This is a genomic window from Marinimicrobium agarilyticum DSM 16975 (genome assembly GCF_000423345.1).
GTDB classification, from domain to species: Bacteria; Pseudomonadota; Gammaproteobacteria; order Pseudomonadales; family Cellvibrionaceae; genus Marinimicrobium; species Marinimicrobium agarilyticum.
Map to the genome: position 1 here is coordinate 21,604 of NZ_KE384008.1, position 25,667 is coordinate 47,270.

A 25,667-nucleotide genomic window follows, 5' to 3' on the forward strand; every position below is an offset into this window, starting at 1 on the left:
TAACAGTCATGTGGGTATTTTTAGAATAATTGTCTAAGTTTATAGATAAGTATCACATAATTAGCGGGGTGTGCATGCGCTCCCTTTAAAGGTTGTTTTGACCATAAGTCTTGGGTCTGCTTCTTTATAGAAGAATTGCCTGAAATCCCCTGCAATCACGGCTTATAGGAAGAAGTAGAGCCGCTGTAGCGCTGTGATGCCCTTGAGCCTGGTTGTCGTCCTATGCCTTAAAATCAATCGGTTTGCTCCTTGGTCTTTTACGACTTGGGCAAGTGCCGCGGCGACCGTTGAAAGGGCGGTTTTTCCGAAAGGTGTTGGCAAACAACGAGGAAAAGCACTAGAATCGTGATCGAAGCTGATGTAATATGATTGTTGGTGGCTAAATGTTAGTGCACAAATAATTATAAATGATTAATTTCGTTGGTATTCAACCATTTATAAGATAAAACCCGGTTTCAACGCCAAGTTGTTTCACTGTCAGCTCTACACCACTTTCTTAGAATCACTTTCGGAGATCGCATAATGAGAAAAGACGGAAGGTATTTCAAAGGCATACGTTACACCGCTGCAGCACCGTTTGTGCCATTGGCACTGACAGCGATGCTCGCGGCTTGCGGTAGTGACGATTACACTCCAGCCGAGCCTTATGAGGCGCCTCCTCTGGAGGACGTTCAGCGCGATACCACCGGCGGTTCCAATGTCCAGTACCTGGACAGAGGTCTGGTGGTCATGCCCGCCGAGGATGGTGGCAACGCTCTCAGTTGGCGCTGGTCCGGTCTCGACGAGCAACGAATTCATTTTAAAGTTCACAAGAACGGAGAGTTCTTCAGAACGGTTCGCCCCGGTGAACCCACCTTCCTGGAAGATATCAACGGCCAACCGGGTGACAGCTACCAGGTAATGGCTCTCGTTGACGACGAAGAGAAAGATGCTTCCGACGTTGTTCAGGTTCAAGAGAAGTCCTACCTGAATATCCCCCTGAACAAGCCGGCAAACGGCTTCGTGGATGGTGTCGAATACAGCTATATCGCTAATGACGCTTCTGCGGCTGACCTGACGGGTGACGGCCAATACGAGCTCATTCTCAAGTGGGAGCCGGACAACGCCAAGGATAACTCACAGGCGGGCAAAACCGGTGACGTCCTGATCGATGCTTATACCCTGGAAGGCGAGCTTCTTTGGCGCATCAACCTCGGGCCGAACATCCGTGCGGGCGCTCATTATACTCAATTTATCGCTTTTGACTTCAACCAGGACGGCCGGGCAGAAGTTGCCATGAAAACTGCCGACGGTACGGTTGATGGCCGAGGAACCGTCCTCGGTGATGCGGAAGCTGACTATCGTAACGACGGCGGCTACGTGCTGGACGGTCCTGAGTACCTGACCATGTTTGAAGGTACTTCTGGAGAAGCGTTAGACACCGTGGATTATATTCCGCCTCGTGGCGATGACATCAATGCTATCTGGGGTGACGATTACGGCAACCGTGTCGACCGCTTCCTGGCGGGCGTAGCGTATCTGGACGGTCAAACTCCCAGTCTGGTCATGTCTCGCGGCTACTATACCCGCGCGGTTGTGGCGACGTTTAACTTTGATGGGGAAGAGCTGACTCAGAACTGGGTTTACGACTCCAACCTGGATGAATCCGGACACAGTCTGGCAGGTCAGGGCGCGCACAGTCTGAGCGTGGCCGACGTCGATAACGACGGGAAAGACGAAATCATTTTCGGTGCCGCTACGTTGGATGATGATGGCACGGCGCTCTATAGCACCGGGCTTGGTCATGGCGATGCGCTTCATGTGGCCGATATCATTCTGGACAATGAAGGTCTGGAAATCTTCATGGTGCATGAGAGCTCAACGTCCTACATTACCGAAGAAGGTAACTTTGGTGTGGAAGTGCATGATGCCGCAACCGGCGAGATCCTGATCTCCCAGCCGAGCAATGGTGAGGGCGATGATGTGGGCCGCGGCGTGACCGGCGACATCGACCCGAACTATGAAGGTATGGAAAGCTGGGGCTCTCGCGGCGGTCTGATGGCGGCTGACGGTTCAGTCATCTCCAATAACAAGCCTGCCATGAACTTTATGGTCTGGTGGGATGGCGATCTCAATCGCGAAATGCTTGACGGTACCGAAATCACCAAGTGGAACGCGGAGTCTAAGCTGGTTGACGAGCCGCTGTTTAACGCTGGCACCTTCTCCAACGGGTTGGCGGTCTCCAATAACGGCAGTAAAGCAACCCCGTCACTATCGGCCGATATTCTCGGCGATTGGCGTGAGGAAGTTGTGTTCGCCAACGAGGCTAGCACCTCTTTGATGGTCTACTCAAGCAACATTCCAACCGATGTCCGGTTGCCGACATTGATGCACGATCGTCAATATCGGACGGCGATTGCGTGGCAGAACGTCGGGTACAACCAACCGCCCCATCCGAGCTTCTACCTCGGTTCTGACATGGAGTTGTACCAGCACGTTGTCAGAGAGCTTCCTCAGTTCAAGACCCAGGCTGTGGAAGGAGAGGCCGCAACAGGAGTTGTCGCTCAGGGCAACAACGACAACATCCTGATCAAGGTCTTTACCGGTGGTGCAGAGCTGGGTTCGGCGACCATCCTGCGTGCCGAGGTTGACGATAGCGAAGCGGCTACCGAGGTCGGTATGCTGGAAGGTGGCGAGACCTCATTTGTTGACGACTCCGCCGTTCCGGACACCACCTATTACTACTGGGTGGAAGCCGAGGATGCGAGTGGATCCGCCATCGCCGGTCTCGACGGTTCTTATCGGGCGCGTATGACCTCCACGCTCATTCCGCGAGTCGCGGTGGCCAGCCTGGACAACTACGTCGATCTGACTTGGGTAACCAGCCTCAAGCTCAGTGATGTCTACATCTACCGGGCCGAGACCGAAGAGTTCGGCATGGTGCCGGAGAAGCCCTCGACCTCCTACGCCCGTGTCAACGGCAAGGCCAGAACCTGGACCGATGCGCGGACTGAAGAAGGTCAGATGTACTACTACTGGGTCGAACTGGTCACTATGGATGGCGACTCCATTCTTGCGGATCCCGCGTTTGGTGAAAACCTAGTTGTGGCCAAGACTAACCTCAATGCCACCTATCAGGACGGTGTTCTGAACGTCTGCTGGGAGCTTGAGAACGTTGAGCCAGGCGCTACCTATAATGAGCTCTATCGCAATGACCAGAATCAGGCGGGCGGTCGCAGCCGGATTTACCCGATCAGTGATCCGTCCGTGATTTATGACGGTTGCTTCGAGGATGTAGGTCCAACTGCAGTCGATGAAAGCGGAGAGCCTATAGAAGGTGAGAACGAGATTGTGGAAGGCCAAGGCTACTGGTACATGTTCAAGCAGGTCGCGAGCAATGAAATTGTCGGGCCGTTCGGTTACGGACTTGAAACCAATGTCACCAACCTGAATGCCGAGTTGGATCCGTTGCTGGGTACCATAAACCTCACCTGGAAGCTGTGGAATTTTGGCCAGGAAATTGTCAATGTTGACCTGTACCGAAACACCAGTGCCTCGTTGAGCGGAAGAACTCTGGTCAGCGAAGATGTTCTCGCTACCGACGGTCGTTACCGCGATACCGGCGGTGAAAGTGGTTTCACCCAGGGGCAGACTTACTGGTATTTCTTTGAGGTGACTCTGGCCGACAGCTCGGTCGTCAATACCGACCCTGAAGGCGAAGTCATGTTTGAGTTGCCTGAACCGGAGACCAACATCTTCACTCGTCTCGAAGATGGTGGCATTCGCATCGACTGGAACCTGAAAAACTTCGGCGAGATCACCAAGATCGAGATTCTCCGTAACACCGAGGCCTCTGCGGAAGGCGCCATGGTAGTTGCTTCGGAAGGTCTTGAGCCCCGTGGTGTTTACGCGGAGTATGACAATCTTGTCGAAGGTCAGCCCTACTGGTACATGATGCGTGTCACAACGGCCGAAGGTGATGTCATTACCGGAGACCTGGCGACCGAGCTTGTTTACCAAGAGAACCCGAGTTCTACCAGCGTGATCATCAATGAGAACGAAGACGGCTATTGCGGAATGTCGGATGGGACCATTGATACTAACCACGCCGGCTTCGAAGGCGATGGCTTCTCCAACACCGCCAACGCCGAGGGTGAGTACATTGACTATAAAGTCAACATCCCTGCCGCTGGTACCTACCGCTTCCTGGTACGCTATGCGAACGGCGCTGGGGACAACCGTTTCGCTCGGCTGGATGTCAACAGCCAGATCGGTTTGGCCCAGATTGATATGGAGAACTCCGGCGGCTGGACCGAGTGGGGTGAGTCTCAGGTAGATGTAGAGCTGGAGGCTGGCGAGGCGAATGTCAGGCTGCATTCCGGTACTGCCAGCGGTTTGGCTAACCTCGACTACCTGATGATCGATGCCCTGACCACCGAGGATGCCCCACAGAGAATTGCTTGTGCTCTGTAGAGCGAATGGTAATACTCTGAGGTAACCCATTTTTGGGAACTTAAAGGCCAGGGCCAACGCCCTGGCCTTTTTTTTGTGCTTAACTATAAGGATGTTGCATCGATCGGTTGAACTCACAATCGTGTCCTTTATCGACCCTACCGGGTGGGGTCATTGGGGACTATCTATAATCTAAAGCCCGGTGGGCGTGATGAATCTACAGTGTGTTTCCATTACACATAGGGAGAACAATAAATGAAGGCTATTATTGCCGTCCTTCTGGTGCCGCTATCGGCTGTAGCTGGTGTTACCGACTCGAGTTCTGACCGATTTGATTTCACAGAGACACTATGGATTTATCACATGGTTGACGAGGGAGGAATCGTTTATCAGGCGCCTATCGAATACAATGAGAGGGTGGGATCCGTAATCGTGTACGAAGCGCTGGATCAATACATGGCAGAACTTGGCGACCCGCATGAGCCCGAGTTTTTTATTCAACCTAGCGAGGAACAACCGGTACTCGACAAGTTCGTGTTTGTCACAGGCGTTTCCCAAAAGACCTATTTCCTCAAGGACCACTGGCTCGGAGATGGGAAAAAATGGGTCCCAATGCACCCTGAGGACTACAAGAAGCTGAGAAGCATGATAGATTCAAGGCGGGCGGGACACGGAAACCTCAATCCGGTTGAGGCGCTTGAGAAATTCACAGAAGAGGTTCATTCTTCAGGCCAGCAAGATGTACCGCCTGCTTGGCAGCCTGTTCAGGAGCATCAAGAAGAAACTCCGACCGAGGAATCTGCGAATAATCAAAGGCCGTCCCATGGCAGCAGTGAGCCACCAGTCGTTAACGATAGCCACGAGAGTGAAAATGATTCGATAAACGAAAAGAGCCTCAAAGGCCAGTCTGACAATAGTGGTCCGACAGTTTCGCATTCTGACGGTATAGCCGAGAAACGGCTTTCAAAAGACCAAGAGGCAAGTATTGAAGATGAAGGAAGCCCTAACGCTCCTCCGGATCAACCGCTCGGAGCCGAAGGTGCGGATGCAGCTACAGGTGCTGATGAGCTAAAGAACGGCAATTGGAACCTGGTTGCTATCTTCTCTGTATTATTCCTATGTTACTTTCTGTATGCCAGAAAGAAGCGTTAAAAAGGGACTTTCCTGAATTAAAATCGCCCCAAAAATCGAAGTCTGTAAAAACGCTGCCGACTTGCGTCTGCAGCAAAACGGTGAGGAAAGCACCTGGTTAAAAGGTTGCGCTGATACCAACGGTAAAGGTTCGGCCAATCTCGGTTTCAAAGAGCGGGTCCTGACGCTGGCTGTCGATATACAGCGTATTTCGCTCGTTGGTGAGGTTCTGGGCCGCGGAAACCAGGTTGAGCGAGTCTGTCATGTAGTAGGAAGCGGACGCTTTCACGAAAAAGGTGGTTTTCCCGGAAAATATATGGAAAAACTAGTTCGTTTTCTGGTAAGCCGAGATATTGTTCTTACAAGAAGAGGTGTAATTAAATGCGTATGCTTTGTATTTTCTCTGTATTCCTTACTGTGGCGCTCTCAGCTAATGATGGAATGACTTCCCCTGTTGATACCGTAGAAAAATTCTGCGAACTTGATTTTCAAGGGGCTCGGCTTTCTGCAGACGGCTACAAAGATATTTCTGGATTAGTCGTCAGTATCAACGGAGAGCCTGGTTGGGATACTGTGTTTGTTACAAATAGTTTTAAAGTTGTCTCTGAAGATACAGAGGATCAACAAGGCCTAGTAACCGTCGAGTACTCGTTTTGGGGTGAGGCTTCTGTTGCGGGGGTTATCGCTAATGAGTCAGTGTCTCAGTATCAATTTGAATTGCGAATGGATTCTGATGGGGTATGGAGGATAGAGAACATTCCGCCTTATCCACGAGTGTCAAAGAGTAAGGCCTCAGACATAACAGGGTACTCTTTTAGCAATTGAGCCGGGTAAAGTAAACGGCGGGCAGCAGCTAATTAAGTACCCATACGCCTAGCCCCGACGTTGCGATTTTTTTCAAGTTGCTCTCTTAGTATGCTCATAACAACTCTTTTCTTGTACCTGTGTGGCCGGTTCATATGCTCCATTTTCTTTATAGAAACTTGGGATTGGGATGGCGAATTTTACTGTTGTCCTTGTCATTAATAACCCTCAATAACTCATATATTGATATGGTAATCCTCCCATAAACTCAGAGTACTCATAGCTAGAGTTTTCTTGTAATCTATCCCAAGAGGAGGTTCTGCATAGAGATGTTATGTTGCGCCAAAGCAGAAAGCGGCCATGGTGGCCTCACTTTACTTATGAACCCTGTTAAAAATGGGGGAATTACCGACGGGAGCCGAGCTGTAAAGGCTGCAAATAAAAGGAAGGTTTATCATGAAAAGAACTGTGCCAAAAATTGTCTGCGTGATCCTGGTTCTATCTGCGGTTGCCGCTTCAGGATCGGAATTGGTTGATTTTGGAGAGTATAAGGTCATATATCAGAAAGACTGCTTTTCTGGCTCCCACGGAAACTACGACGAATGGATCGATAACCTGGTAAAACTCAACAAGCGCAACAAAACACAAGAAGACAAGCAGGCGGCCCGAGAGCGATTGCACGAGGCCATGCCCGCGGAACTGCACGAGCACTACAAAACCCATTTGACCTGTAACTGGTTCAGTTATCTGGTGGACGGGGGCGAGGTATGGGGGTACATCATAAAGCCGAAACAGGTGGAGAGAGAGCTTCCGGTGATCATTTATAACCGTGGCGGCAATCTCGACTTCGGCGGCATGGTTTTTGGTCGCATGTTCAATGAGCTGTTTCCCTACGCTGACGAAGGGTTCATCGTTATCGGAAGCCAGTACCGCGGCACCTTCTCAAAATCAGACGATTCGGACTTCTCTGATCAGTTCGGCGGAGATGACGTAAACGACGTGCTTGAGTTACTGAATATAATTCCTCACATCGAAGGTGCCGATAGTTCAAAGATCACAATGGTTGGTCATAGTCGTGGGGCGATACAGACCCTTCTCGTTCTGCGTCGCACTGATGAAGTGAAGGCTGTGGCCGCCTTGGCTGGCGTTTACGACCTGGAGGAAGGACTCAGGCGGCGGCCTGGGATGGAAAGGGTATTCGAGGCGAGAATACCCAACTACAGCAACGCTAAACACGAGGAACTGGCTAAACGGTCGGCGCTTCTTTGGGCGGACGAGCTTGACAAAAGCGTCCCTGTTCTACTGGTTCACGGGCAAGCGGATAAGCGGGCCAGTGCCACTCACTCACTGAATTTGGCCCAAGCCTTTCAGGAGAACAGTCATCCCTACAAGCTCGTGATTTACCCCATGGAGGACCACGGTTTTCGGGGGCGTCGGAAAGAGGTCACCCAATTGGTGTTGGACTGGCTCAACGAACAGCTGAACTGAGAGACTAGGGTGGATTCAATAAGCATAGTGCTACGCATTTAAGCTAATGCTCTTTTGTTTAAATCCTGGTCAGGATATCAGAAACATTTAGGGAGAAAAAATGAGAGTTATTCTCGTCGTCTTTTTAGCGCCGCTGTTGGCTGTGGCTGGTGTTCCCGACTCGAGTTCTGACCGATTTGATTTCACAGAGACACTATGGATTTATCACATGGTTGACGAGGGAGGAGTCGTTTATCAGGCGCCTATCGAATACAATGAGAGGGTGGGATCCGTAATCGTGTATGAAGCGCTGGATCAATACATGGCAGAACTTGGCGCCCCGCATGAGCCCGAGTTTTTTATTCAACCTAACGAGGAACAACCGGTACTCGACAAGTTCGTGTTTGTCACAGGCGTTTCCCAAAAGACCTATCTCCTCAAGGACCACTGGCTCGGAGATGGCAAAAAATGGGTCCCAATGCACCCTGAGGACTACAAGAAGCTGAGAAGCATGATAGATTCAAGGCGGGCGGGACACGGAAACCTCAATCCGGTTGAGGCGCTTGAGAAATTCACAGAAGAGGTTCATTCTTCAGGCCAGCAAGATGTACCGCCTGCTTGGCAGCCTGTTCAGGAGCATCAAGAAGAAACTCCGACCGAGGAATCTGCGAATAATCAAAGGCCGTCCCATGGCAGCAGTGAGCCACCAGTCGTTAACGATAGCCACGAGAGTGAAAATGATTCGATAGACGAAAAGAGCCTCAAAGGTCAGTCTGACGATAGTGGTCCGACAGTTTCGCGTTCTGCCGGTATAGCCGAAAAACGGCTTTCAAAAGACCAGGAGGTAGTTATCGAGGATGGAAAAAGCCATAGCGCTTCACCGGCTCAACCGCCCGGAGTCGCAGCTGCAGATAAGCTGAAGAGTGGCAAGTGGAAACTGGTTACTATTTTCTCTGTTTTATTCCTATGTTACTTTCTGTATGCCCGAAAGAAGCGTTAAAAAGCGACTGTCTTGAATCCAGGTTTTCCCAAAAATCGAAGTCTGTAAAAAAGCTGCCGACAAACGTCGGCAGCAAAACGGTGAGGAGAGCACCTGGTTAAAAAGTAGCGCTGACACCGACGGTGAAGGTACGACCAATTTCGGTTTCAAACAGTGGGTCCTGACGTTGACTGTCGATATACAGTGTGTTCCGTTCGTTCGTCAGGTTCTGTGCCTCGAAAATCAGCTTGATCGTGTCTGTGACGTAGTAGGAGGCTGAGGCGTCTACAAACAGGGTTGACTCGTTACCCAGTACGTCACTGTCGTTCGCGCCTGAGGGCACAGCACGCAGATAACCGGACCGGTAGCTACCGGTGGTGCGAATGCTGAAGTCCTCGTTCTCGTAGTACAGGGTCGCACTGGCGGAATTTTCGGACAGCCCGATCAGGTCATTGGTTGTGGTCAACGTCGGAACACCCTCTTCGCTCTGGAGTACATAGTCAATCTCGGAGGTTACATGGGTGTAGTTGGCCAGCAGCCCAAAGTCCTGCCAGAAGCCTTCCAGGAACGTCATCGGCATTTGCAGGTTCAGCTCGACCCCGCTGAGCGGGCCGCCTTCGGTATTGCTTGAGCGGTTGACGGTGAACAGGTCGTCAGGGTTGGCGGCCGTGCCTTCCAGCAGGGTGCTCGGTAACCCCAGCTCTGTGTACGGCACCAGACTGGAGATGGATTGAATGTACGTGCTGATGTCTTTTCTGAAGTAGGCGACAGAGGCGAGCGCACCTTCGTCAAAGTACCACTCGAGCGCGGCATCAAAGGTATTGGCACGGATAGGTTCCAGGAAAGGGTTGCCCACGGAGGCGGTGCGGGTGACCGGGTTCATGGAGCCGCTCGGAATCAGAAGCCCCAGGTTCGGGCGCGACATCACCTTCGCCGCTGAGAACCGCCCTTGAAGCTCGGGGGTGAACTCCACCACCACGTTGGCTGAGGGCAAAAGGTCATCGTACTGACGGGTGACTACGGTGCGCTGCGCGACGGTTGAATAAGGTGAATCCTCTGGGGCAGCTGTTGGGATAAACCCGACGCTTTCCTGGTCGGTATCGATATAGCGAAAACCGAAATCACCGCGCACCGGGTACGCCCAGCTGTCGAAATTGAATTCGGTCATGGCATAAAGGCTGTCGATTCTCTCGATTACGGCTGGTGATTGCGCACCACACTCAGCACCGCACCAGGTAAAGTCGTTGAAGCCTACGATGGACTTCCATTTTTCATGATCGACGCCCACGTAATTACCCATTGTGCCTGAGCCCAGAATGTCGTTGACGCCGTCAATGGTGCGGGTAAAGTCGGCGACAGTCGTACCTTCGGGCAGCTCTGAGGTATCGCGGAACTCGTCGGCGATCTGAATGGAGTGGCTCTGGTAATCACTCTCGCGGCTCTGCATGCCGAACTTGAAGGTGAAGGCCGGGGAGAAATACCAGGTCAGGTTGGCCTCTGCCGTCGTATTTTCGGTGACACGAGTCAAATTGCGAGTGTTGTAGTTCCCCAGGACCACCCCGTCCTCGCGACGAGGAGCGTAGTTGAAGTTACTGGGATCGTTGACATCGATACCGTAGCTCATTGCGGGAATGTTGTCGCGGCCACGGAAGTCGATGGTGAAGTCATCGGTGTTGGGGGAATCGAGGTTAACCGTCAGGCGCTCGGGGTTATCAAACTCGGATTCGGAGCGACCTAAAAGCGCACTGGCCTCCCAATTCTCATTAAAAACATGAGAGAAGCTGAGGCTGGTTTGCTCGAAGGTGGAAGTGAACCTGTCTACCAGACTTTCGGAGCGCAGGTTGACGCCATCGAACACGCCGTATTCCAATGATCCATCGGCGTTCACTTCCAGTTCGCGCACCGAGACCATGGGTTGGCCATTCACATTGGCGTTACGTGCGAAAGAGAGGGCATCAATGTAGTTGTCTCGCCGAACGACGTCATATCTAGAGTAAAGGTTGTCCAGTGCAATGTTGGTATCTGGAGTGGGTTGCCACTCCAGAGTCAGGACACCACCGCTTCGCTCGGCGTCCTGCTCGGAGTTGAGGTAGCGTGGGATCCTGGGCAGAAAAATCCCTCCCCCCGGATTGCCGGACACGCCCGTGCTTGATTGAATCAGCTCATAAGCTTCGGCGCTACCGGTGCGGGGATTGTTGGTGGCACAGTTCAGAGCATCCGTTCCCTTCAGCGCGCTGTCTTCCGGGTTCTGCGGCGTGTAACCCACCGGGGAGCAGAAACCACCGTTAACGTAGGTGGGTAGTATATTCACCGCCGAATAGCCCACTTCGCGAATGTTTCGTTCCGAATGGGCTACAGCCGCGAGTACCCCAAAGGTGCCATCGGCGAACTTCTTGGATATCAACCCGGAAAACCGTGGGTCTACCGAGTCCCCGACTTGGTTATATACCCCCCGAACGGTCCCGGTCATGGTCAAGTCGTCTTCAGTGGAGAGTGGCTTGGGCGCGCGCAAATCTACAGTTGCCCCCAACGAGCCCTCCTCAATGTTGGCACTTGGGGTTTTGCGGACGGTCAACTCGGAGAAAATTTCCGTCGGAAAGACGTTGAAATCAAAGCTGCGACCGGCGTTGCCAGCACCGTAAATATCGGAAGAGCCCGTTTGTGAGGTGCCTTCCATTCCGTTGATGCGTACGCGGGTGAACTCGGGTCCCAGGCCCCGCACTGAAATGTTTTTGCCCTCTCCGCCATCGCCGCGGGACAGAGTGACCCCGGGAATGCGTTGCATGGATTCGGCCAGGTTGGAGTCAGGGAACTTGCCGATGTCCTCGGCGACAATGCTGTCCACGGCGGCGGTACTTTCCCGCTTTTGGTTGAGCGCGGTGTTCAGGGACGCCCGAAACCCGGTGACCTGAATTTCTTCAATGCCCGGGTTAGCCGTCTCGCTCGTTTGAGCGTTGGCTGTGCCGGACAGGGCCATAGCGGCTGTCAGAGCGACGGCCAATGGTGTTTTGCGGAACGAGGTCTCGTGGCTCATTTGGGTTGCTCCATTATTAGAGTGTAAATATTTTGCAAAGCCTTTGACGGACTTGGCCCGCCATAATCTGGCTGACTCTAGGCCACAGAAAAACCACTGTCAATCATAATAAATCATTTGTCATCCAAATCATTCAGTTGTAGTCACTCTGTACTTTCGCACGTGGTTCGATAACTTATCGCCAGGTTCAAGACTTATGGGGCTTTGAGGTCACGGTTGGGGGGGAGCAAGGATAATGGACGCTGTGGGAGGCTGGGATCTGGGAGTAATACCGGAGGGCGGGAGAGAGAATTTGCCATATAAAATGATCAAAAAAGATCATAATAAGCCATGTGTTGTAATTTGTTTTCCTTTACGATCAAATATGTCAGAATAATCAGATAAATCAAGGGTTTCACCGTCTAAGTGTCTCTACAGTGCCCGGTGGTGAACGAATCAATAAACCTCATAACAAACGAGAGATCCGACCATGCAGGTATCGAGAAGAGATGCCATGAAGCTGATGGCCTCGGCCAGCGGTTTGGCTGCGAGCGCCCCTTACGTCTACGCCGGAAGTTCCACCCTTTCGAACGTCACTAACGCCCAGCCTTACGCCATGAAGCGGCTGGTTCACGGCGTTTGTTATTACCCCGAGTTGTGGCCCGAGGAGGACATCGATCGGGATATCAAGGAGATGAGGGCGCTTGGCATCAACCTGATTCGTATCGGCGAGTTTGCTTGGTCCACCATGGAGCCGGAAGAGGGCAAGATATCACTCCGATTTTTCAAAAGGGTGATGGACAAGTTTCATGGGGCAGGATTCTCGGTGGTGTTCTGCACACCGACACCCACTCCGCCACGCTGGCTGACTTACGGCCATCCCGAGCGGTTATTTGTCAACTCTGACGGTGAACCATTGATTCACGGCTCCCGTCAGCATGCGAGTTACGAGCATCCGGCCGTAAGAAAGGCCTGCTTTCGCATTATCGAAGCCATCGCTCGGGAGCTGGGCGACCATCCCGCTCTTGTCGGGTGGCAAATTGACAACGAGCTCAAATGCCATGTGGCGGAAGACTTCAGTCCGGCGGCGGTTGCGTCCTGGCATCGCTGGTTGAAGGAGCGCTTTGGCACCATTGACCGGTTGAACAAGGAATGGGGTACGCACATCTGGAGTACCTACTACCAATCCTTCGAGCAGGTGCCCGCGCCGTTCAACACACCCTTTCTGCACAATGCGTCGTTGAGCACGGCCTATCGCATGTTCAACCGTGAGCGCATTGCCGAGTTTTCAGATCAACAGTGTGCGATTCTTCGCCAGCACTCAAAACATCCGATCACTCACAACACCAACCCGATGTTCTCGGTGAACCACGAGCGTTTATTCAAAAATCTGGATTTCGCGTCCTATGATGCGTACCCCTCAAGCAAGCAGTGGGACGCGCTGGTGTTCCGTAGCGATATGTACCGTGCGGCCAAACCGGGCCGGCCTTTCTGGTTGATGGAAACCAGTGTTGCTCATAATGGCTGGTTGGGAAATCACAGCCCCATGCACCCGGCGGGATTTCTGGCCGCGGAGGCTACCCTGGTCTATGCCATGGGGGGCGAAGGCTTCTGTTATTGGTTGTGGCGGCAGCAGCGCACCGGCGCGGAGATCAGCCACAGTGCGGTATTCAGTAGTTGGTACAAACCTTCCATCGGTTACTCCCAGGTCGAAAAAGTAGAGCAGATGCGCCAGCAGCTTGAGCCGCTGCTGGTGAGCAGCCAGCCCTGGGTGCCGGAAATTGCCGTGACCTGGTCGGACCACGCTCGCGCGATGATCGAGACCGAGCCGATGGACCGGGACGAGGGCGCTCCGGAATCCTACCAGGATGTGGTCGAGTTGTGGCACAAGAAGGTCTTTGAGTTGGGCTACCATCGAGAAATTCGATTCGAAGGGGCCGAGCTCGACGGGCTGAAGTTGCTTATAACACCGGCAATGCCTTACGTCAGCGAGGAATTTCTGCAGCGGGTGATCGCCTTTGTCAAGGCGGGTGGCGTCTGGCTGGTGGGCCCTGGCACGGGGACGCGGGGTCGCGAACATACAATCCCCACGGACTCCGGCCTGGCGCTAGTGGATGACGTGGCCGGCGTGAGTACCGAATATGTTTTTCCGCTGACGGACACCGGCATTCAAGGGCAGGCCGACAATCGAACCCTGGATTTCACGGGTTGGTGCGCGGCGGTCAAAGCCGACCACAGTGATACGCGGGTGCTGGGAACCTTGAAAACGGACTTGGCCCCAGGAACGGCTTTTCTGACCGAACGCAAATTGGGCAAGGGCAAAGTAGTGTTACTTTCGGCGCACCCGGTCGGCGAGTCCGGCGACCAATTCCTGAATGAACTGGTGCAGCGGTACGCGCAAGAGCTGGGGTTAACCGCTCCGTTTGAGGTCAGTGCAGGCACCGTGGTGGCGCCTCGTGTGGACGCACAAGGACGACGTTTGTGGGTGGCCGTGAACATGGACGGTGAGGGCGGAGAGCTGTCGGTTCCCGCTGGAGCAAAAGATGCCGCCAGTGGGGAATCGATTCGAAGCTCACGCGTCAATGTCGCTCCTTACGGCTGGAGGGCAGTGAAGGTATGAACCGCCGAACATTTCTGCAGGGTGCGGCTTCCGTGGCGGCATTGGTCGGGCGCATCATATCGTCGACCTCGGTGCTCAAAAGGCCGATAAGTTTATGAATGGCAATGCCATTCCCCGGGCAATAGCGCTGGCCTCGCCAATGTTTTGCAATTACCGGTTAGCGAAAGCAGCCGTACTCAATATCGAAAGCATCCCGCGCGGGTAACCCTTCGTAGGCATCAATGGCTTCGGCGCCACGCATAATGTCAATCGCGTTCAGGTAGGATTCTGCAACAATCCGCGATTCAACCTGGGTGCGGCCCCAGGTGATCATACCGACGCCGGGGATCAGGCAAACCGTTGGCATCGGAGAGGCCATGGCGGGGGAGATGCCTCGCTTGAAGGCGTTGTAATAGTCGGTGTAGGCGCGTATGTATTGGTGAACGCCCTCTGTTAACCGGCGTTTGAGTTCGTCGGCAGTGCCGTTGTTCGGGTCCCATTCGACATAAAGTGGGTTGGGCTTGGTCCGCCGCAAGTGATGGGCACAGGCGACGCGCTCTCGGGCCAGGCGGGGCGCATCCGCCGAATTGACGAACTGCAAAATCTTCGCTCCCGACTTGATGGTCGCCACCGCCGGACTCTGATCGGACACCAGCTCTCGGAGAAGCATCAGGATATCTGCCAGTAGCGTCTGTCGGTCTGCATCACTCAATGCGGTGTAGCGCTGGCCACCGAATGTCGACTCACCCTTGTCGCGTGCGGCAACGTATTGGGACGCTCGCTCGATCAGCTCCAGGGTCTGCTGGTAGCAGGCCTTGCTGTCGTCGGACCAGGTGGCGACGCCATTGCCGGAAAGAAGGGCGCCTTTGGCATCGGGGTGACTGCTCCAGGCCTCCTGTAGCTGCAGGCCCAGCTTGAAGCCCGGCCGTTGACGGGGTAGCCATATCAGATCATTACCCCAGATTTTCTCCGTCAACGCTCGAGCGTTTTTGCTGGCGCCAACGGCGAGGGCAGCGCTGGGGTGGGTGTGGGTGACGTGGGCGTAGGGCATGAAGGCGTGTAGCGCCGTGTCTGTTGAGGGGGAAAAGTCGCTCGGCTGAAAGACGGACGCTCTAATCTGCCCCATCACCGCCTCTTCCGCCTCTCGGTTTGTGGCTGATTGCCGATGTTGGTTGTAAGCATCACGGAGGGCGACAAGCTTGTCCTGGTAAAGTGGCAGGAAGTGCTGTGCCTTCGAACCGCGCAGGTCCTGACCGGAGCCTTTGACCCAGATGATTTCCACGAGCTTTCCCGTGGCCGGGTCTTTCTCCATGACCTTTACCGAGGTGCTACCGCCTTCTGTGAGAGTGATGCGGGGGTCCCCTCCCAAGGTGTTGGAGCGGTAAATCAGTGCGTCCAGGGGGGAGAGTTGGCGAGCGAAGTCGTCGTCCCAGGCGTACTGGACGTGTGTGTAGTGATTCTCTCGGCCTTGCATAAGCGGAACCTCAGGAATTGGCATCGTAAGTGGCCCGGCAGGGAATGATACAATGTAAATCATTAAAAGTCATATAGATCCAAAATAAATCATTAGTTGTCATTATTTGTCGGTTATGCTAGTTTTTCACCTGCCAGGAGACAGGCTGATGACTGTCGAAAAACGATAAAAGACCCGCTGGAGTAGTCCCCGGATGAATCGACGCGAATTTCTCAAAAGAGGTGGTGTTGCCGCCTCTCTTCCTCTGACGCTTCAGGCCCTCTCGAGCGGCTGTGCCACGTCTGCTCCAGCGTTTGCGCCCACTCGCCAGGCCGGTCATCTGAGTTGGCTGGAGGGTGAAGAGCCGGCGGTCAAAGCGGGAACCACCTGGGGTCAGCCGTGGCCCGAGGGGGAGCTTTCAACGGGGCAGGCGCTTCGTCTGCTCGCAGAAGACGGGCAAGCGGTGCCCCTGCAGAGCTGGCCGACGGCCTATTGGCCGGACGGTAGCGTCAAGTGGACGGCCCATGCCGTGCCGGCGGGCGTGGTGCTTGGCAAACAGTTTCGGGTAGAGAAGGGCAGTGGCCCCGCTCCCCAGCAGCCGGTTCGCGTGAGCTCATTGAGTGGTGCCATTGAGGTGGATACCGGCCCTGTCACCTATTCGGTACCGACGTCCGGTGAGTATCTGATCCGTTCCATGGCACGAAGCGGTGCCGTTGTGGCGAAGAACGCGCGTATGGTCGGGCTGGTCCAGGATGAAGTGGACCCGGGGGCGTCGGTTTCCCGAGTGTCCTCTTTTCAGTCACGGACCGACCGTGTCACCGTGGAGCAGGAAGGCCCCGTGCGAGCGGTCATCAAGCTCGAGGGTGTCCACCAGATTGACGCCGGCAAAGAGTGGCTGCCGTTCACGTTGCGCCTCTACTTTTACAGCGGTGCGGAGTCGCTGCGAGTCAGCCACAGTTTTATTTTTGATGGCGACGATCAGAAAGACTTTATTCGTGGTTTGGGGCTGCGCTTTGACGTTGTGCAGCGCGATGAACTTTACGATCGCCATGTGCGGTTTGTCGGGGAAAACGATGGTCTGTGGGCTGAGTCTCCGAAAGGGATAACCGGACTGCGTCGGGACCCGGGCAAGGCCGTGCGCGATGCGCAAATTGCCGGTCGGAAAACGCCCCCGCTGGATGAGTGGAACCCCGGCATCACCCAAGGGTTGCACTGGATTCCCGTCTGGAATGACTTTACGCTTTCACAGCTGAATGCCAACGGCTTCACCATCAAAAAACGCACGAAAGCCGGCCATGCCTGGATCAATGCCGATCAGGGTTGCCGGGCAGCGGGAACCGCCTATCTGGGCGGCGTTTCCGGTGGCGTACTCTTCGGTATGCGGGACTTCTGGCAGCTGCATCCTGTTCAAATCGACCTTCGCAACGCCGGTGGGGAAGAGGCCGAGGCAACGCTCTGGTTTTGGTCCCCCGAGGCACCGCCCATGGATGTGCGCTTCTACCACGATGGCCTCGGGCAGGAAACGCACGAACAGCAGCTGGATGCGCTGAAGATTACCTATGAAGATTACGAGCCCGGCTTCGGCACGGCTCACGGGGTAGCCAGAACAACGGATTTTGTGCTCTGTGTGCTGGGGGCGACGCCCTCGCGCGCCACGACCGTGGACTGGGCGAACGAGATTCGCCGCCCGGGGCAAGTGATTGCCGCCCCCGAGGATATCCTGAAGGCCGGCGTCTTCGGTGGTTTGTGGAGCCTGCCTGACCGCTCTTCCCCGAAGAAAAAACAGATTGAAGACCGACTTGCCTGGCAGGTGGATTACTATCGCCAGCAGGTGGGTCAACGCCACTGGTATGGTTTTTGGGACTACGGCGATGTCATGCACACTTACGATGTCGACCGTCACGTCTGGCGCTACGACATCGGCGGCTACGCCTGGGACAATTCCGAACTCTCTCCGGATTTATGGTTGTGGTACTCATTCCTGCGCAGTGGTGACCCCGAAACCTTCCGCCTTGCCGAGGCCATGACCCGCCACAATCGGGATGTGGATATTTACCATCTCGGCCGTTTCCGGGGGCTGGGTACCCGGCACAATGTCCAGCACTGGGGTTGCAGCGCCAAACAGTTGCGAATCAGCACGGCGGCGTACCGTCGTTTCCATTATTTTCTGACCGGTGATGACCGTACCGGGGATGTGCTCGATGAAGTCGTCGATGCGGGAGAGGCCCTCGCCAGAGTCGACCCCACCCGCAAGCTGTCCAACCGGGACCCGGTGCCGGGCCCGGAGCGCATGCAGGTGGGCACTGACTGGGGCTCGATTGCGGCCAACTGGCTGACGGCCTGGGAGCGGACCGGGGACGATCGGTACCGGCAGCGGCTGGTGGAAGCGATGCGTACCATCGGCGCTCATCCCGATGGGTTTTTTGCGGGCACTTACGGTTTTGATCCGGCCACCAAGGAACTGCTCGCGCCCGCTGATCGAGAGGCGGAGGTCTCACACCTAAGCGCGGTCTTCGGGCTGGTGGAGATCAATGCCGAGCTGATCCAACTGCTCGATGTTCCCGAGTACAAGGCCGCCTGGCTGAAGTACTGTCGGCTGTACAATGCGAGCGATGAACAGAAGAAAGCGGCCGTGGGCCGGGCGTTCGGCACTCACCTGGAAGCGCCGCACTCTCGCCTGACCGCCTATGCGGCGGCTCAGGATGCGGATTCGGCCCTGGCCAAGCGTGCCTGGAAAGAGTTCCGCTTACCTCAGGAATTCGCCCTTCAGTGGACGGGCGAGCGCCAGGCGGTGCTTGACGTTAAAGGCCCCCAGGTGCTCAACCCCGTGGTGGAAGCTCCCTGGCTGTCGACCAACGACAGTTCTCAGTGGGGATTGGCCGCCATCCAGAATTTGGCGTTGATTGGTGATGCGTTGTAAACGCCGGACCGGTTTTTCATTATTATTAATACTCTAGAGGTTGTAAGAAGTATGCCTACCGTTGCACATAACATCGAATTCGCGACTGTCCGGAACAGCATCGACAAGCTGATCGACAACTTGGTTAACATCAAAGATGAAACCGGTGAGTTCCTGCTCAAGCTGGAAGACGGCCGGGTGATTGACACCAAAGGCTGGGCCGGCTGGGAATGGACCCACGGTATTGGTCTTTACGGTCTGATGAAGTACTGGGACATCACCGGTGATGAAAAGCCCAAAAAGATCATTGAGGACTGGTTCTCTGATCGTCTGAAAGAGGGCACTCCGACCAAGAACGTGAACACCATGTCGCCCTTCCTCACAATGGCCTACATGCACGAGCGCACCGGGGAACGGAGCCACCTGCCTTACCTCGACGTCTGGGCCGAGTGGGTCATGCGGGATATGCCGCGCACCACTGAAAATGGCCTGCAGCATATTGTCTACAACTCCGAAAATTACCAGCAGCTGTGGGACGACACCTTGATGATGAGCGTCATGCCGCTGGCCAAAATCGGCCTGCTGCTCGATCGCCCTCACTATGTCGAGGAAGCCAAGCGCCAGTTCATGCTGCATGTAAAATATCTGGCGGATCGTAAAACCGGGCTCTGGTTCCACGGTTGGACCTTCGATGGTAACCACAACTTCGCCGATGCCCTTTGGGCGAGAGGCAACAGCTGGGTCACCATTTCCATCCCGGAGTTTATTGAGCTGCTGGACTTGCCCAAGACCGATGGTCTGCGCCTGTTCCTGGAAGAGACCCTGGAGGCACAAGTCAAAGCCCTGCAGGAAACCCAACACAGCGACGGCCTCTGGCACACGTTGCTCGACGATCCTGACTCATATCTGGAAGCCTCGGCCGCGGCCGGATTTGCGTACGGTATTCTCAAAGGGATTCGCAAAGGCTATCTCGATAAAAAATACGAAGAAGTCGGCATCAAGGCGGTCAAGGCCGTGCTGAAGAACATCAGCGCCGATGGCGAGCTTCAGCAGGTGTCTTTCGGTACCCCGGTCTTTGACGACCTGCAGGGCTATCGTGACATTCCGCTGACGTCCATGCCCTACGGCCAGTCCATGGCCATCCTGCTTCTGGTCGAGTACATGAACTACTACATCTGAGGGGCGCCTGCCCCGACCGCCGCTCAAGGGCGCGGCGGGGTTGCCTTTCCAATCTCATTGACCACTGAACCGGGAGGGTATCCGAGCGATGGAAAAGATTGCCTTTGTCATGCAGCTTAAACCGGGCTGCGAGCAGGAGTACGAAAAACGTCACGACGAGATCTGGCCCGAGCTTGTGGAAGAACTCCGGGCCGCCGGCGTTTCGGACTATTCCATTTTCCTGCATCCGCAGACGTTCCAGTTATTCGGGGTTCTGAAACGCACAGAGAATCATCGAATGAGCGAGCTTCCGGAAACGGATGTCATGCAAAAATGGTGGCGTCACATGGCGGACATTATGGAGACCGAGCCCGACAACAGTCCGGTCTCAGTCCCTCTCAATAACGTGTTTCATCTGGAGTAGCGAAAAGCCTCATGAGTAATAGGACGTCTCTGCTCGCCAGGGTTGTGTTCGCCCGCTGGTTACCGCTACTCGCGCTGTTGCTGATCGGGACCGCAGGCTGTGCAAGGGTCACACCTGACGAGCTCGCGGCGAACGCGGTCCCGGACGCAATACCGGTTCCCGGCGAGTTGCTTTACCGGGCTGACTTTAATCACCCGGACTCGGTCGCAGAGTGGGTCATGGAAGGCCCCGGTGAGGTTTCATTCAAGCAGGGCTGGATGGAAATGCTGTCGCCGCAGGAGCAGGGCCATCACGTATTCTGGTGCCCGGAGGACTTTCCCGATCGCTTCATCGCCCGTTGGCAGGCGCAGAACCTCGACCTGGAGGCGGGTCTGGTCATCGTCTTCTTCGCGGCGACCGGTGTGGACGGCCAAGATATATTTGCTCCCGGGCTGCCCGTAAGGGATGGCACCTTTACCCAGTACACTGAGGGAGAGATCAAGAGTTACCACATTTCCTACTACGCCAATGCCGCCCACAATCCGGGGCGCGGCCATGCCAATTTGCGTAAGAACAACACGTTCAGTCTCCTTCAGAAGGGAGAGGTAGGAATACCGACGGATTCCACGCGCGAGCACGAGCTGACGCTTGTCAAAGAAGGGGCGCGGATTCGCCTCTATGTGGACGATCGAAAGGTGATTGACTACACCGACGACACCCCGGTGGTGAACGATGTCGACACCGGGCTCGCGCTGGGAGGTGGCAAGATCGGCTTTCGGCAAATGAAATGGACTCACTTCCGCTATAAAAACTTCCGCGTCTACGCGCTTCCCGCGCGCTAGGGCAGATAGGGAGGCGCACCGTCCTCCCTATCGTCACGGCCCTGCCAACCGGTTTGCACCACGTAACGCATCTCTCTCAAAACCCCTGTTCCTCGAAACCCCTTTTCCCCCAATCCCTTCCGCTTGAAGTGCTGGTGTGCATCCGTTATATTGGTAAGACAGGTTGTCCAATTTTGGGGATATCGAGGCCGATGGTTCCGGCCCTCGCTCCAAGTGGGCACGGCAGCATTGAAAATCAGTGACAGTACGCGAGGCGAGCATGCAAGAAACATGGCGGTGGTTTGGGCTGGACGATCCGGTGACTCTGGAGCATATTCTACAGGCCGGGGCCACCGGTGTGGTCACCGCCCTACACCAGGTGCCCACGGGGGACGCCTGGTCTCTTGAGGACATCCTGGAGCGCAAGGCCATGATCGAGGCGCAGGGAATGAACTGGGCCGTGGTGGAAAGTGTGCCTTTGCACAACGACATCAAAACCCGCTCTGGAAATCATCAGGCCTACATTGAAAACTACAAGACCAGCATCCGGAACCTGGGAAAAGCGGGAGTCACCACTCTGTGCTACAACTTTATGCCGGTGGTGGACTGGACTCGAACGAACTTGAGCTATGTGTTGCCCAACCGGAGCCAGGCCCTGCGGTTTGAGATGAGTGATTTCGCCGCCTACGACGTCCACATACTCCAGCGAGCCAACGCCGCCGCCGATTACACTCCAGAGGTGCTCGCCCGCGCGCAAGCGCGCTTCGGCTCAATGAGCGACGAGGAAAAACAATTGCTGGAGAAAAACATCATCGCCGGCCTGCCCGGGGGGGAAGGCTCTTATGACCGGCCCGGTATCAAGAGCGCCATCGAGCGGTTCATTGCCCTGGGCAATGAGGGCATGCGAGCCAACCTGTTTTCCTTCTTGCGTGAGGTAGTGCCTGTGGCTGAAGAGGCGGGGGTGCGCCTGTGTATTCATCCCGATGACCCCCCGTTCTCGCTTTTCGGTCTGCCCCGTGTCGTGTCCACCGCAAGTGATGTACGCGCACTGCTTGAGGCGGTGCCCAGCGAGGCCAATGGCCTGACGCTGTGCGCCGGGTCTTACGGCGCCCGCAGTGATAATGATCTGCTGAAAATGGCCGAGGAGTTCGGCCCGCGAATCTATTTCGCCCACCTGCGAAATGTGACGCGGGAAGCGGACGGCTCTTTTTACGAAGCGGATCATCTGGGCGGCGATGTCAACATGGTAGGGCTGATTGACCGTTTGCTGAGCGAGGAGGCGCGTCGACGGGCCGACCAAAGCCCCCAGTGGGAGATTCCCATGCGCCCCGACCACGGGCACCTGATGGCGGATGAAATCGGCAAGCCGGGGGTCAATCCGGGTTATTCCTACGGGGGTCGAATGAAAGGCTTGGCGGAACTCAGGGGCATAATTCACGCGTTACAGGCCGTGCGTTCACAAGCCACGGGCTGAGTGCCCACCTGTCAGAGCGGGTTGTTGAAGTGCGTGGCAGCGGCCTCGGAGGCATTTTCCAGGTGCCGGCGCATGGCGTTGCGGGCCGCATCAGGATCCCGCGCGGCCAGCGCATCGATAATCGCCTGGTGGTCTTCCAGTATCGGGTGGATACCCTCGCGCCTTATGCGTTCGGAGAAGGCAGTATGCAGCTCGGACTGGTTGCGTAGCTCCCACAGCCAGTCCACGACCGCAAAAAACGCGCTATTCTGACTGGCGTTGGCAATAATGTTGTGAAATTTCCAGTCCGCCTGTTCCGATGCATCCTCCTGTTTTTCCTCTTCTTCCATTTCCCGGTACGTCTGGCGCAGCTGTTGCAGTTGCTCATCAGTGATACGGGTAGCCGCCAAAGCACAGGCCTCGGGTTCCAACAGCATCCGTGTTTCCAGGATTTCGAAAGGGCCGATACCCTTATCTTTGACTTCCAGCTTTGGCCTTTTCTTGGTCACATAAATACCCGAACCGGTGCGGATCTCAATCACCCCCTGCAGCTCCAGCGCGATCATCGCCTCCCGCACGGTGGGGCGGCTCACGCCCAGGCGTTCGGCAAGGTCCCGCTCCGCCGGAAACTTCTGGCCGGGCTTGATCTTGCCCTCGCTAATAAAGCGGGATAACTGGTTGGCTACCTTGATGTACAAGCGGTCTGGCTTGACGGCTTCAAACTGCATGGCGTCATCCTTTAGGGGGAGCGGGCGGAGTGCGCGATGGGCGGCGTTCTCGGCTCCAGGTCGGGTCAGGGCGCAAGTTTACTATGGCCATGGGGGGATGCCAACTTGAGCCAAAGGCCTTGGCCCGCGCTCGACAAGCGGGTTTTGGGCGGGGATTGGTGCTGAAAAATTAAACAAAATTGCTTATAAATAAGTTATTATGATTAGATGTAACCAATAATGACCGTTATTTTGGTGAATAGGCTTCTTTCCAAGCAAAATTGAGCTAGAATAATCTTTTAAAATTGGTAATACAGCTTTGCCGGTTTTCCCCGGCTGAGGCATACTGACCCCCGGTTGCGCCATTGGCTTTGAATGTCGTATGACGCACCGTCCCTGGATGATCTCTTACGAGTATCCTTAGCGGGCAGCAATGCCCGCTTTTTTTGTAGGTCCCGCTGGGGAGGGAAGCCTGTGAGAGCTCCCCAAGGCGCCGATAAACGTCAATAGTAATAGTAAGAATGACGAGGAAAGCGGTATGAAATATTGGCTTGTTGTGTTTTTCCTCTGGCTGCCCTGCGCGAACGCCGTTGAGTTGCTCCAGAATACCGAGGCCCGGACCTATCACAGCCTGAATGGTCAGTGGAACGTCATCGTCGATGCTTTCGATGTCGGGGACAAAAGGCAGTTCTACCGTGACGCTTCCCCACAATCTCCGTCAGACCTTCTTGAGTACAATTTTGACAACGCCCAAAAGCTCAACGTGCCGGGCGACTGGAATACCCAGGATGACACCTTATTTCGTTATGAGGGCACCGTCTGGTATCAACGGGACGTAAATATCGATAAACAGGCCGGGACGAAATACCTCCTGCATTTCGGGGCCGTCAACTACCTGGCCCAGGTCTACCTGAATGGCGAGTTGCTTGGTCAGCATGAAGGTGGCTTCACGCCGTTTCAGTTTGATGTGACGAAACAGTTGACTGACGGACACAACACCGTTGTCGTGAAGGTCAATAACCGCAGAGAGCCCGACTACATTCCCACCATGAGTACCGATTGGTGGAACTATGGAGGGATCACCCGCCCGGTTAAGCTGATCGAGCTCGAAGAGCGTTACGTGTCCGATTACGCCTTCGAATATGTATCCGGTGAGCAACCCGCGATCAATCTCCGCGTTGAAACCGCGGGCGCTATAAAGAAGGGCGGGCAGGTCCAGTTTGCCATACCGGAGCTGGGCGTGAGCGAGTCCATCATGCTGAACGAGCAAGGGGTTGGCCAGGTCCGGGTTTCCGTCGAACCCCGGCTGTGGTCCCCGGAGTCCCCCAAACTGTATGAGATCAGGCTCGCGTTTGAGGGAAGTCTGATTACCGATAAAGTCGGTTTTCGCGATATTGATATTGCGGGCACAGAAATTCTGTTGAACGGTGAACCGGTTTTTCTCCGGGGTATATCGCTTCACGAGGAGGTGCCCTATGGCGCCGGACGAGCCTGGAGCGAGGATCACGCGAGAACACTGCTGACCTGGGCCAAGGAGCTGGGAAGCAACTATGTTCGCCTGGCTCACTACCCCCACAATGAAGCCATGTTGCGTATGGCGGATGAAATGGGCCTGCTGGTCTGGGCTGAAATTCCCGTGTACTGGGATATTCAGTTTGATAATGAGGAGGTCTACAAAAAGGCCGAACAGCAGTTCACGGAAATGCTGGAGCGCGATAAAAACCGTGCCTCTGTCATCCTGTGGTCCGTGGCCAACGAGACCCCCAAGAACGAAACCCGTACGGAGTTTTTGAGCGCGTTGGTGGATAAAGTCCATCAGCTCGACCCGACTCGCCTGGTGACCGCCGCCATCAATACCCAGAGCACCACCGAGTACGGCCACCGTATTGACGACCCATTCGCGGAAAAGGTGGACGTTATCGGTATCAATTCCTATTGCGGCTGGTATCAGGACACACCCGAAGAGTGTGCGGACTACCGTTGGGTATCCGATTACGAAAAGCCCATCATTGTCAGCGAGTTCGGTGCCGGCGCCCTTCAGGGGCACCACGGCAACGCCGATCAAGTGTTCACCGAGGAAAACCAGGCCAAGGTCTACCGTTACAACCTTGAGATGCTGGATAACATGGAACACCTACGGGGCGTCTCTCCCTGGATTCTCAAAGACTTTCTCTCTCCTCGTCGACCCCTGGCTCACATTCAGGACTATTGGAACCGAAAAGGCTTGTTGTCCGAGAACGGCATCAGGAAGAAAGCCTGGTATGTGATGCACGACTGGTATAAGACGAAATCCGACCCAGAGAAGCAATAGTATGCGTATAACCTGCACAGCGCCTCACCAAGGCCGGT

The 25,667-nt window shown here is 55.0% G+C and carries 17 protein-coding genes; 13 read left to right on the forward strand and 4 right to left on the reverse strand.

Annotation, left to right across the window (positions count from 1 at the left end; genetic code table 11):
• Positions 1-522: 522 nt before the first annotated feature.
• Together G547_RS22830 and G547_RS0116055 are read left to right on the forward strand one after the other, a co-directional pair.
• Positions 523-4,452 carry a rhamnogalacturonan lyase family protein gene (locus G547_RS22830; RefSeq protein ID WP_084646111.1) on the forward strand — a complete coding sequence of 1,310 codons (3,930 nt, stop codon included), beginning with the start codon at positions 523-525 and terminating at the stop codon, positions 4,450-4,452.
• Between the two features lie 234 nt (positions 4,453-4,686).
• Positions 4,687-5,583, forward strand: coding sequence for a hypothetical protein (locus G547_RS0116055; protein WP_027330712.1), 897 nt, complete (start codon positions 4,687-4,689; stop codon positions 5,581-5,583).
• Between the two features lie 97 nt (positions 5,584-5,680).
• On the opposite strand, the gene G547_RS23500 is transcribed toward G547_RS0116055, so the two are convergent.
• Positions 5,681-5,851 carry a hypothetical protein gene (locus tag G547_RS23500; RefSeq protein WP_157209915.1) on the reverse strand — a complete coding sequence of 57 codons (171 nt, stop codon included), beginning with the start codon at positions 5,849-5,851 and terminating at the stop codon, positions 5,681-5,683.
• A gap of 92 nt (positions 5,852-5,943) precedes the next feature.
• Here G547_RS23500 and G547_RS23505 point away from each other — a divergent pair, with 92 nt between their 5' ends.
• The 3 genes from G547_RS23505 to G547_RS0116070 all read left to right on the forward strand — a co-directional run bounded on the left by G547_RS23505 (position 5,944) and on the right by G547_RS0116070 (position 8,833).
• Positions 5,944-6,387 (forward strand): hypothetical protein, encoded by a 444-nt coding sequence (locus G547_RS23505; protein WP_157209916.1) that lies wholly within the window; start codon positions 5,944-5,946, stop codon positions 6,385-6,387.
• Between the two features lie 435 nt (positions 6,388-6,822).
• The gene (locus G547_RS0116065) at positions 6,823-7,854 is read left to right on the forward strand and encodes an alpha/beta hydrolase family protein (RefSeq protein WP_027330713.1); all 1,032 of its coding nucleotides are present in this window, start codon (positions 6,823-6,825) and stop codon (positions 7,852-7,854) included.
• Between the two features lie 100 nt (positions 7,855-7,954).
• Positions 7,955-8,833, forward strand: a complete 879-nt coding sequence (locus G547_RS0116070; protein WP_027330714.1) for a mucin-associated surface protein — start codon at positions 7,955-7,957, stop codon at positions 8,831-8,833.
• Between the two features lie 97 nt (positions 8,834-8,930).
• On the opposite strand, the gene G547_RS0116075 is transcribed toward G547_RS0116070, so the two are convergent.
• Complete coding sequence (locus G547_RS0116075; RefSeq protein ID WP_027330715.1) at positions 8,931-11,846, reverse strand: TonB-dependent receptor; 2,916 nt, start codon at positions 11,844-11,846, stop codon at positions 8,931-8,933.
• A gap of 493 nt (positions 11,847-12,339) precedes the next feature.
• Between G547_RS0116075 and G547_RS0116080 the strand changes: the two genes are divergently transcribed.
• On the forward strand, positions 12,340-14,445 hold the full coding sequence (locus G547_RS0116080; RefSeq protein WP_051235607.1) for a beta-galactosidase: 2,106 nt from the start codon (positions 12,340-12,342) through the stop codon (positions 14,443-14,445).
• Positions 14,442-14,543 carry a twin-arginine translocation signal domain-containing protein gene (locus tag G547_RS24110; protein ID WP_483803751.1) on the forward strand — a complete coding sequence of 34 codons (102 nt, stop codon included), beginning with the start codon at positions 14,442-14,444 and terminating at the stop codon, positions 14,541-14,543. Before G547_RS0116080 ends, G547_RS24110 begins: the two co-directional genes overlap by 4 nt.
• Positions 14,544-14,602: 59 nt before the next feature.
• On the opposite strand, the gene G547_RS21870 is transcribed toward G547_RS24110, so the two are convergent.
• Positions 14,603-15,898: a class II aldolase/adducin family protein gene (locus G547_RS21870; protein WP_051235609.1), complete on the reverse strand. Its 1,296-nt coding sequence runs from the start codon at positions 15,896-15,898 to the stop codon at positions 14,603-14,605.
• A 193-nt stretch (positions 15,899-16,091) separates the two neighbouring features.
• Here G547_RS21870 and G547_RS0116090 point away from each other — a divergent pair, with 193 nt between their 5' ends.
• The 5 genes from G547_RS0116090 (at position 16,092) to uxuA (ending at position 22,632) form a co-directional block, all read left to right on the forward strand.
• Positions 16,092-18,797 (forward strand): exo-rhamnogalacturonan lyase family protein, encoded by a 2,706-nt coding sequence (locus G547_RS0116090; RefSeq protein WP_027330717.1) that lies wholly within the window; start codon positions 16,092-16,094, stop codon positions 18,795-18,797.
• Between the two features lie 51 nt (positions 18,798-18,848).
• Complete coding sequence (gene bglB, locus G547_RS0116095) at positions 18,849-19,955, forward strand: beta-galactosidase BglB (protein ID WP_027330718.1); 1,107 nt, start codon at positions 18,849-18,851, stop codon at positions 19,953-19,955.
• Positions 19,956-20,043: 88 nt separating this feature from the next.
• Entirely contained in the window at positions 20,044-20,358 is a 315-nt protein-coding gene (gene rhaM, locus G547_RS0116100) for an L-rhamnose mutarotase (RefSeq protein ID WP_027330719.1), read from the forward strand.
• 11 nt (positions 20,359-20,369) lie between these two features.
• Positions 20,370-21,179, forward strand: coding sequence for a DUF1961 family protein (locus G547_RS0116105; RefSeq protein WP_051235612.1), 810 nt, complete (start codon positions 20,370-20,372; stop codon positions 21,177-21,179).
• 259 nt (positions 21,180-21,438) lie between these two features.
• Positions 21,439-22,632: a mannonate dehydratase gene (gene uxuA, locus G547_RS0116110; RefSeq protein WP_027330721.1), complete on the forward strand. Its 1,194-nt coding sequence runs from the start codon at positions 21,439-21,441 to the stop codon at positions 22,630-22,632.
• 11 nt (positions 22,633-22,643) lie between these two features.
• On the opposite strand, the gene G547_RS0116115 is transcribed toward uxuA, so the two are convergent.
• Entirely contained in the window at positions 22,644-23,339 is a 696-nt protein-coding gene (locus tag G547_RS0116115) for a FadR/GntR family transcriptional regulator (protein ID WP_027330722.1), read from the reverse strand.
• Between the two features lie 517 nt (positions 23,340-23,856).
• Between G547_RS0116115 and G547_RS0116120 the strand changes: the two genes are divergently transcribed.
• Positions 23,857-25,629: a glycoside hydrolase family 2 protein gene (locus G547_RS0116120; protein ID WP_027330723.1), complete on the forward strand. Its 1,773-nt coding sequence runs from the start codon at positions 23,857-23,859 to the stop codon at positions 25,627-25,629.
• Positions 25,630-25,667: the final 38 nt, after the last annotated feature.

Coding starts and splice junctions, on each gene's coding strand:
- G547_RS0116105 (WP_051235612.1), top strand. CDS start 20,370: ATGAGTAATAGGACGTCTCTGCTCGCCAGGGTTGTGTTCGCCCGCTGG.
- uxuA (WP_027330721.1), top strand. CDS start 21,439: ATGCAAGAAACATGGCGGTGGTTTGGGCTGGACGATCCGGTGACTCTG.
- G547_RS0116120 (WP_027330723.1), top strand. CDS start 23,857: ATGAAATATTGGCTTGTTGTGTTTTTCCTCTGGCTGCCCTGCGCGAAC.
- G547_RS0116115 (WP_027330722.1), bottom strand. CDS start 23,339: ATGCAGTTTGAAGCCGTCAAGCCAGACCGCTTGTACATCAAGGTAGCC.
- G547_RS23505 (WP_157209916.1), top strand. CDS start 5,944: ATGCGTATGCTTTGTATTTTCTCTGTATTCCTTACTGTGGCGCTCTCA.
- bglB (WP_027330718.1), top strand. CDS start 18,849: ATGCCTACCGTTGCACATAACATCGAATTCGCGACTGTCCGGAACAGC.
- G547_RS0116055 (WP_027330712.1), top strand. CDS start 4,687: ATGAAGGCTATTATTGCCGTCCTTCTGGTGCCGCTATCGGCTGTAGCT.
- rhaM (WP_027330719.1), top strand. CDS start 20,044: ATGGAAAAGATTGCCTTTGTCATGCAGCTTAAACCGGGCTGCGAGCAG.
- G547_RS24110 (WP_483803751.1), top strand. CDS start 14,442: ATGAACCGCCGAACATTTCTGCAGGGTGCGGCTTCCGTGGCGGCATTG.
- G547_RS0116075 (WP_027330715.1), bottom strand. CDS start 11,846: ATGAGCCACGAGACCTCGTTCCGCAAAACACCATTGGCCGTCGCTCTG.
- G547_RS0116090 (WP_027330717.1), top strand. CDS start 16,092: ATGAATCGACGCGAATTTCTCAAAAGAGGTGGTGTTGCCGCCTCTCTT.
- G547_RS0116065 (WP_027330713.1), top strand. CDS start 6,823: ATGAAAAGAACTGTGCCAAAAATTGTCTGCGTGATCCTGGTTCTATCT.
- G547_RS0116080 (WP_051235607.1), top strand. CDS start 12,340: ATGAAGCTGATGGCCTCGGCCAGCGGTTTGGCTGCGAGCGCCCCTTAC.
- G547_RS0116070 (WP_027330714.1), top strand. CDS start 7,955: ATGAGAGTTATTCTCGTCGTCTTTTTAGCGCCGCTGTTGGCTGTGGCT.
- G547_RS22830 (WP_084646111.1), top strand. CDS start 523: ATGAGAAAAGACGGAAGGTATTTCAAAGGCATACGTTACACCGCTGCA.
- G547_RS21870 (WP_051235609.1), bottom strand. CDS start 15,898: ATGCAAGGCCGAGAGAATCACTACACACACGTCCAGTACGCCTGGGAC.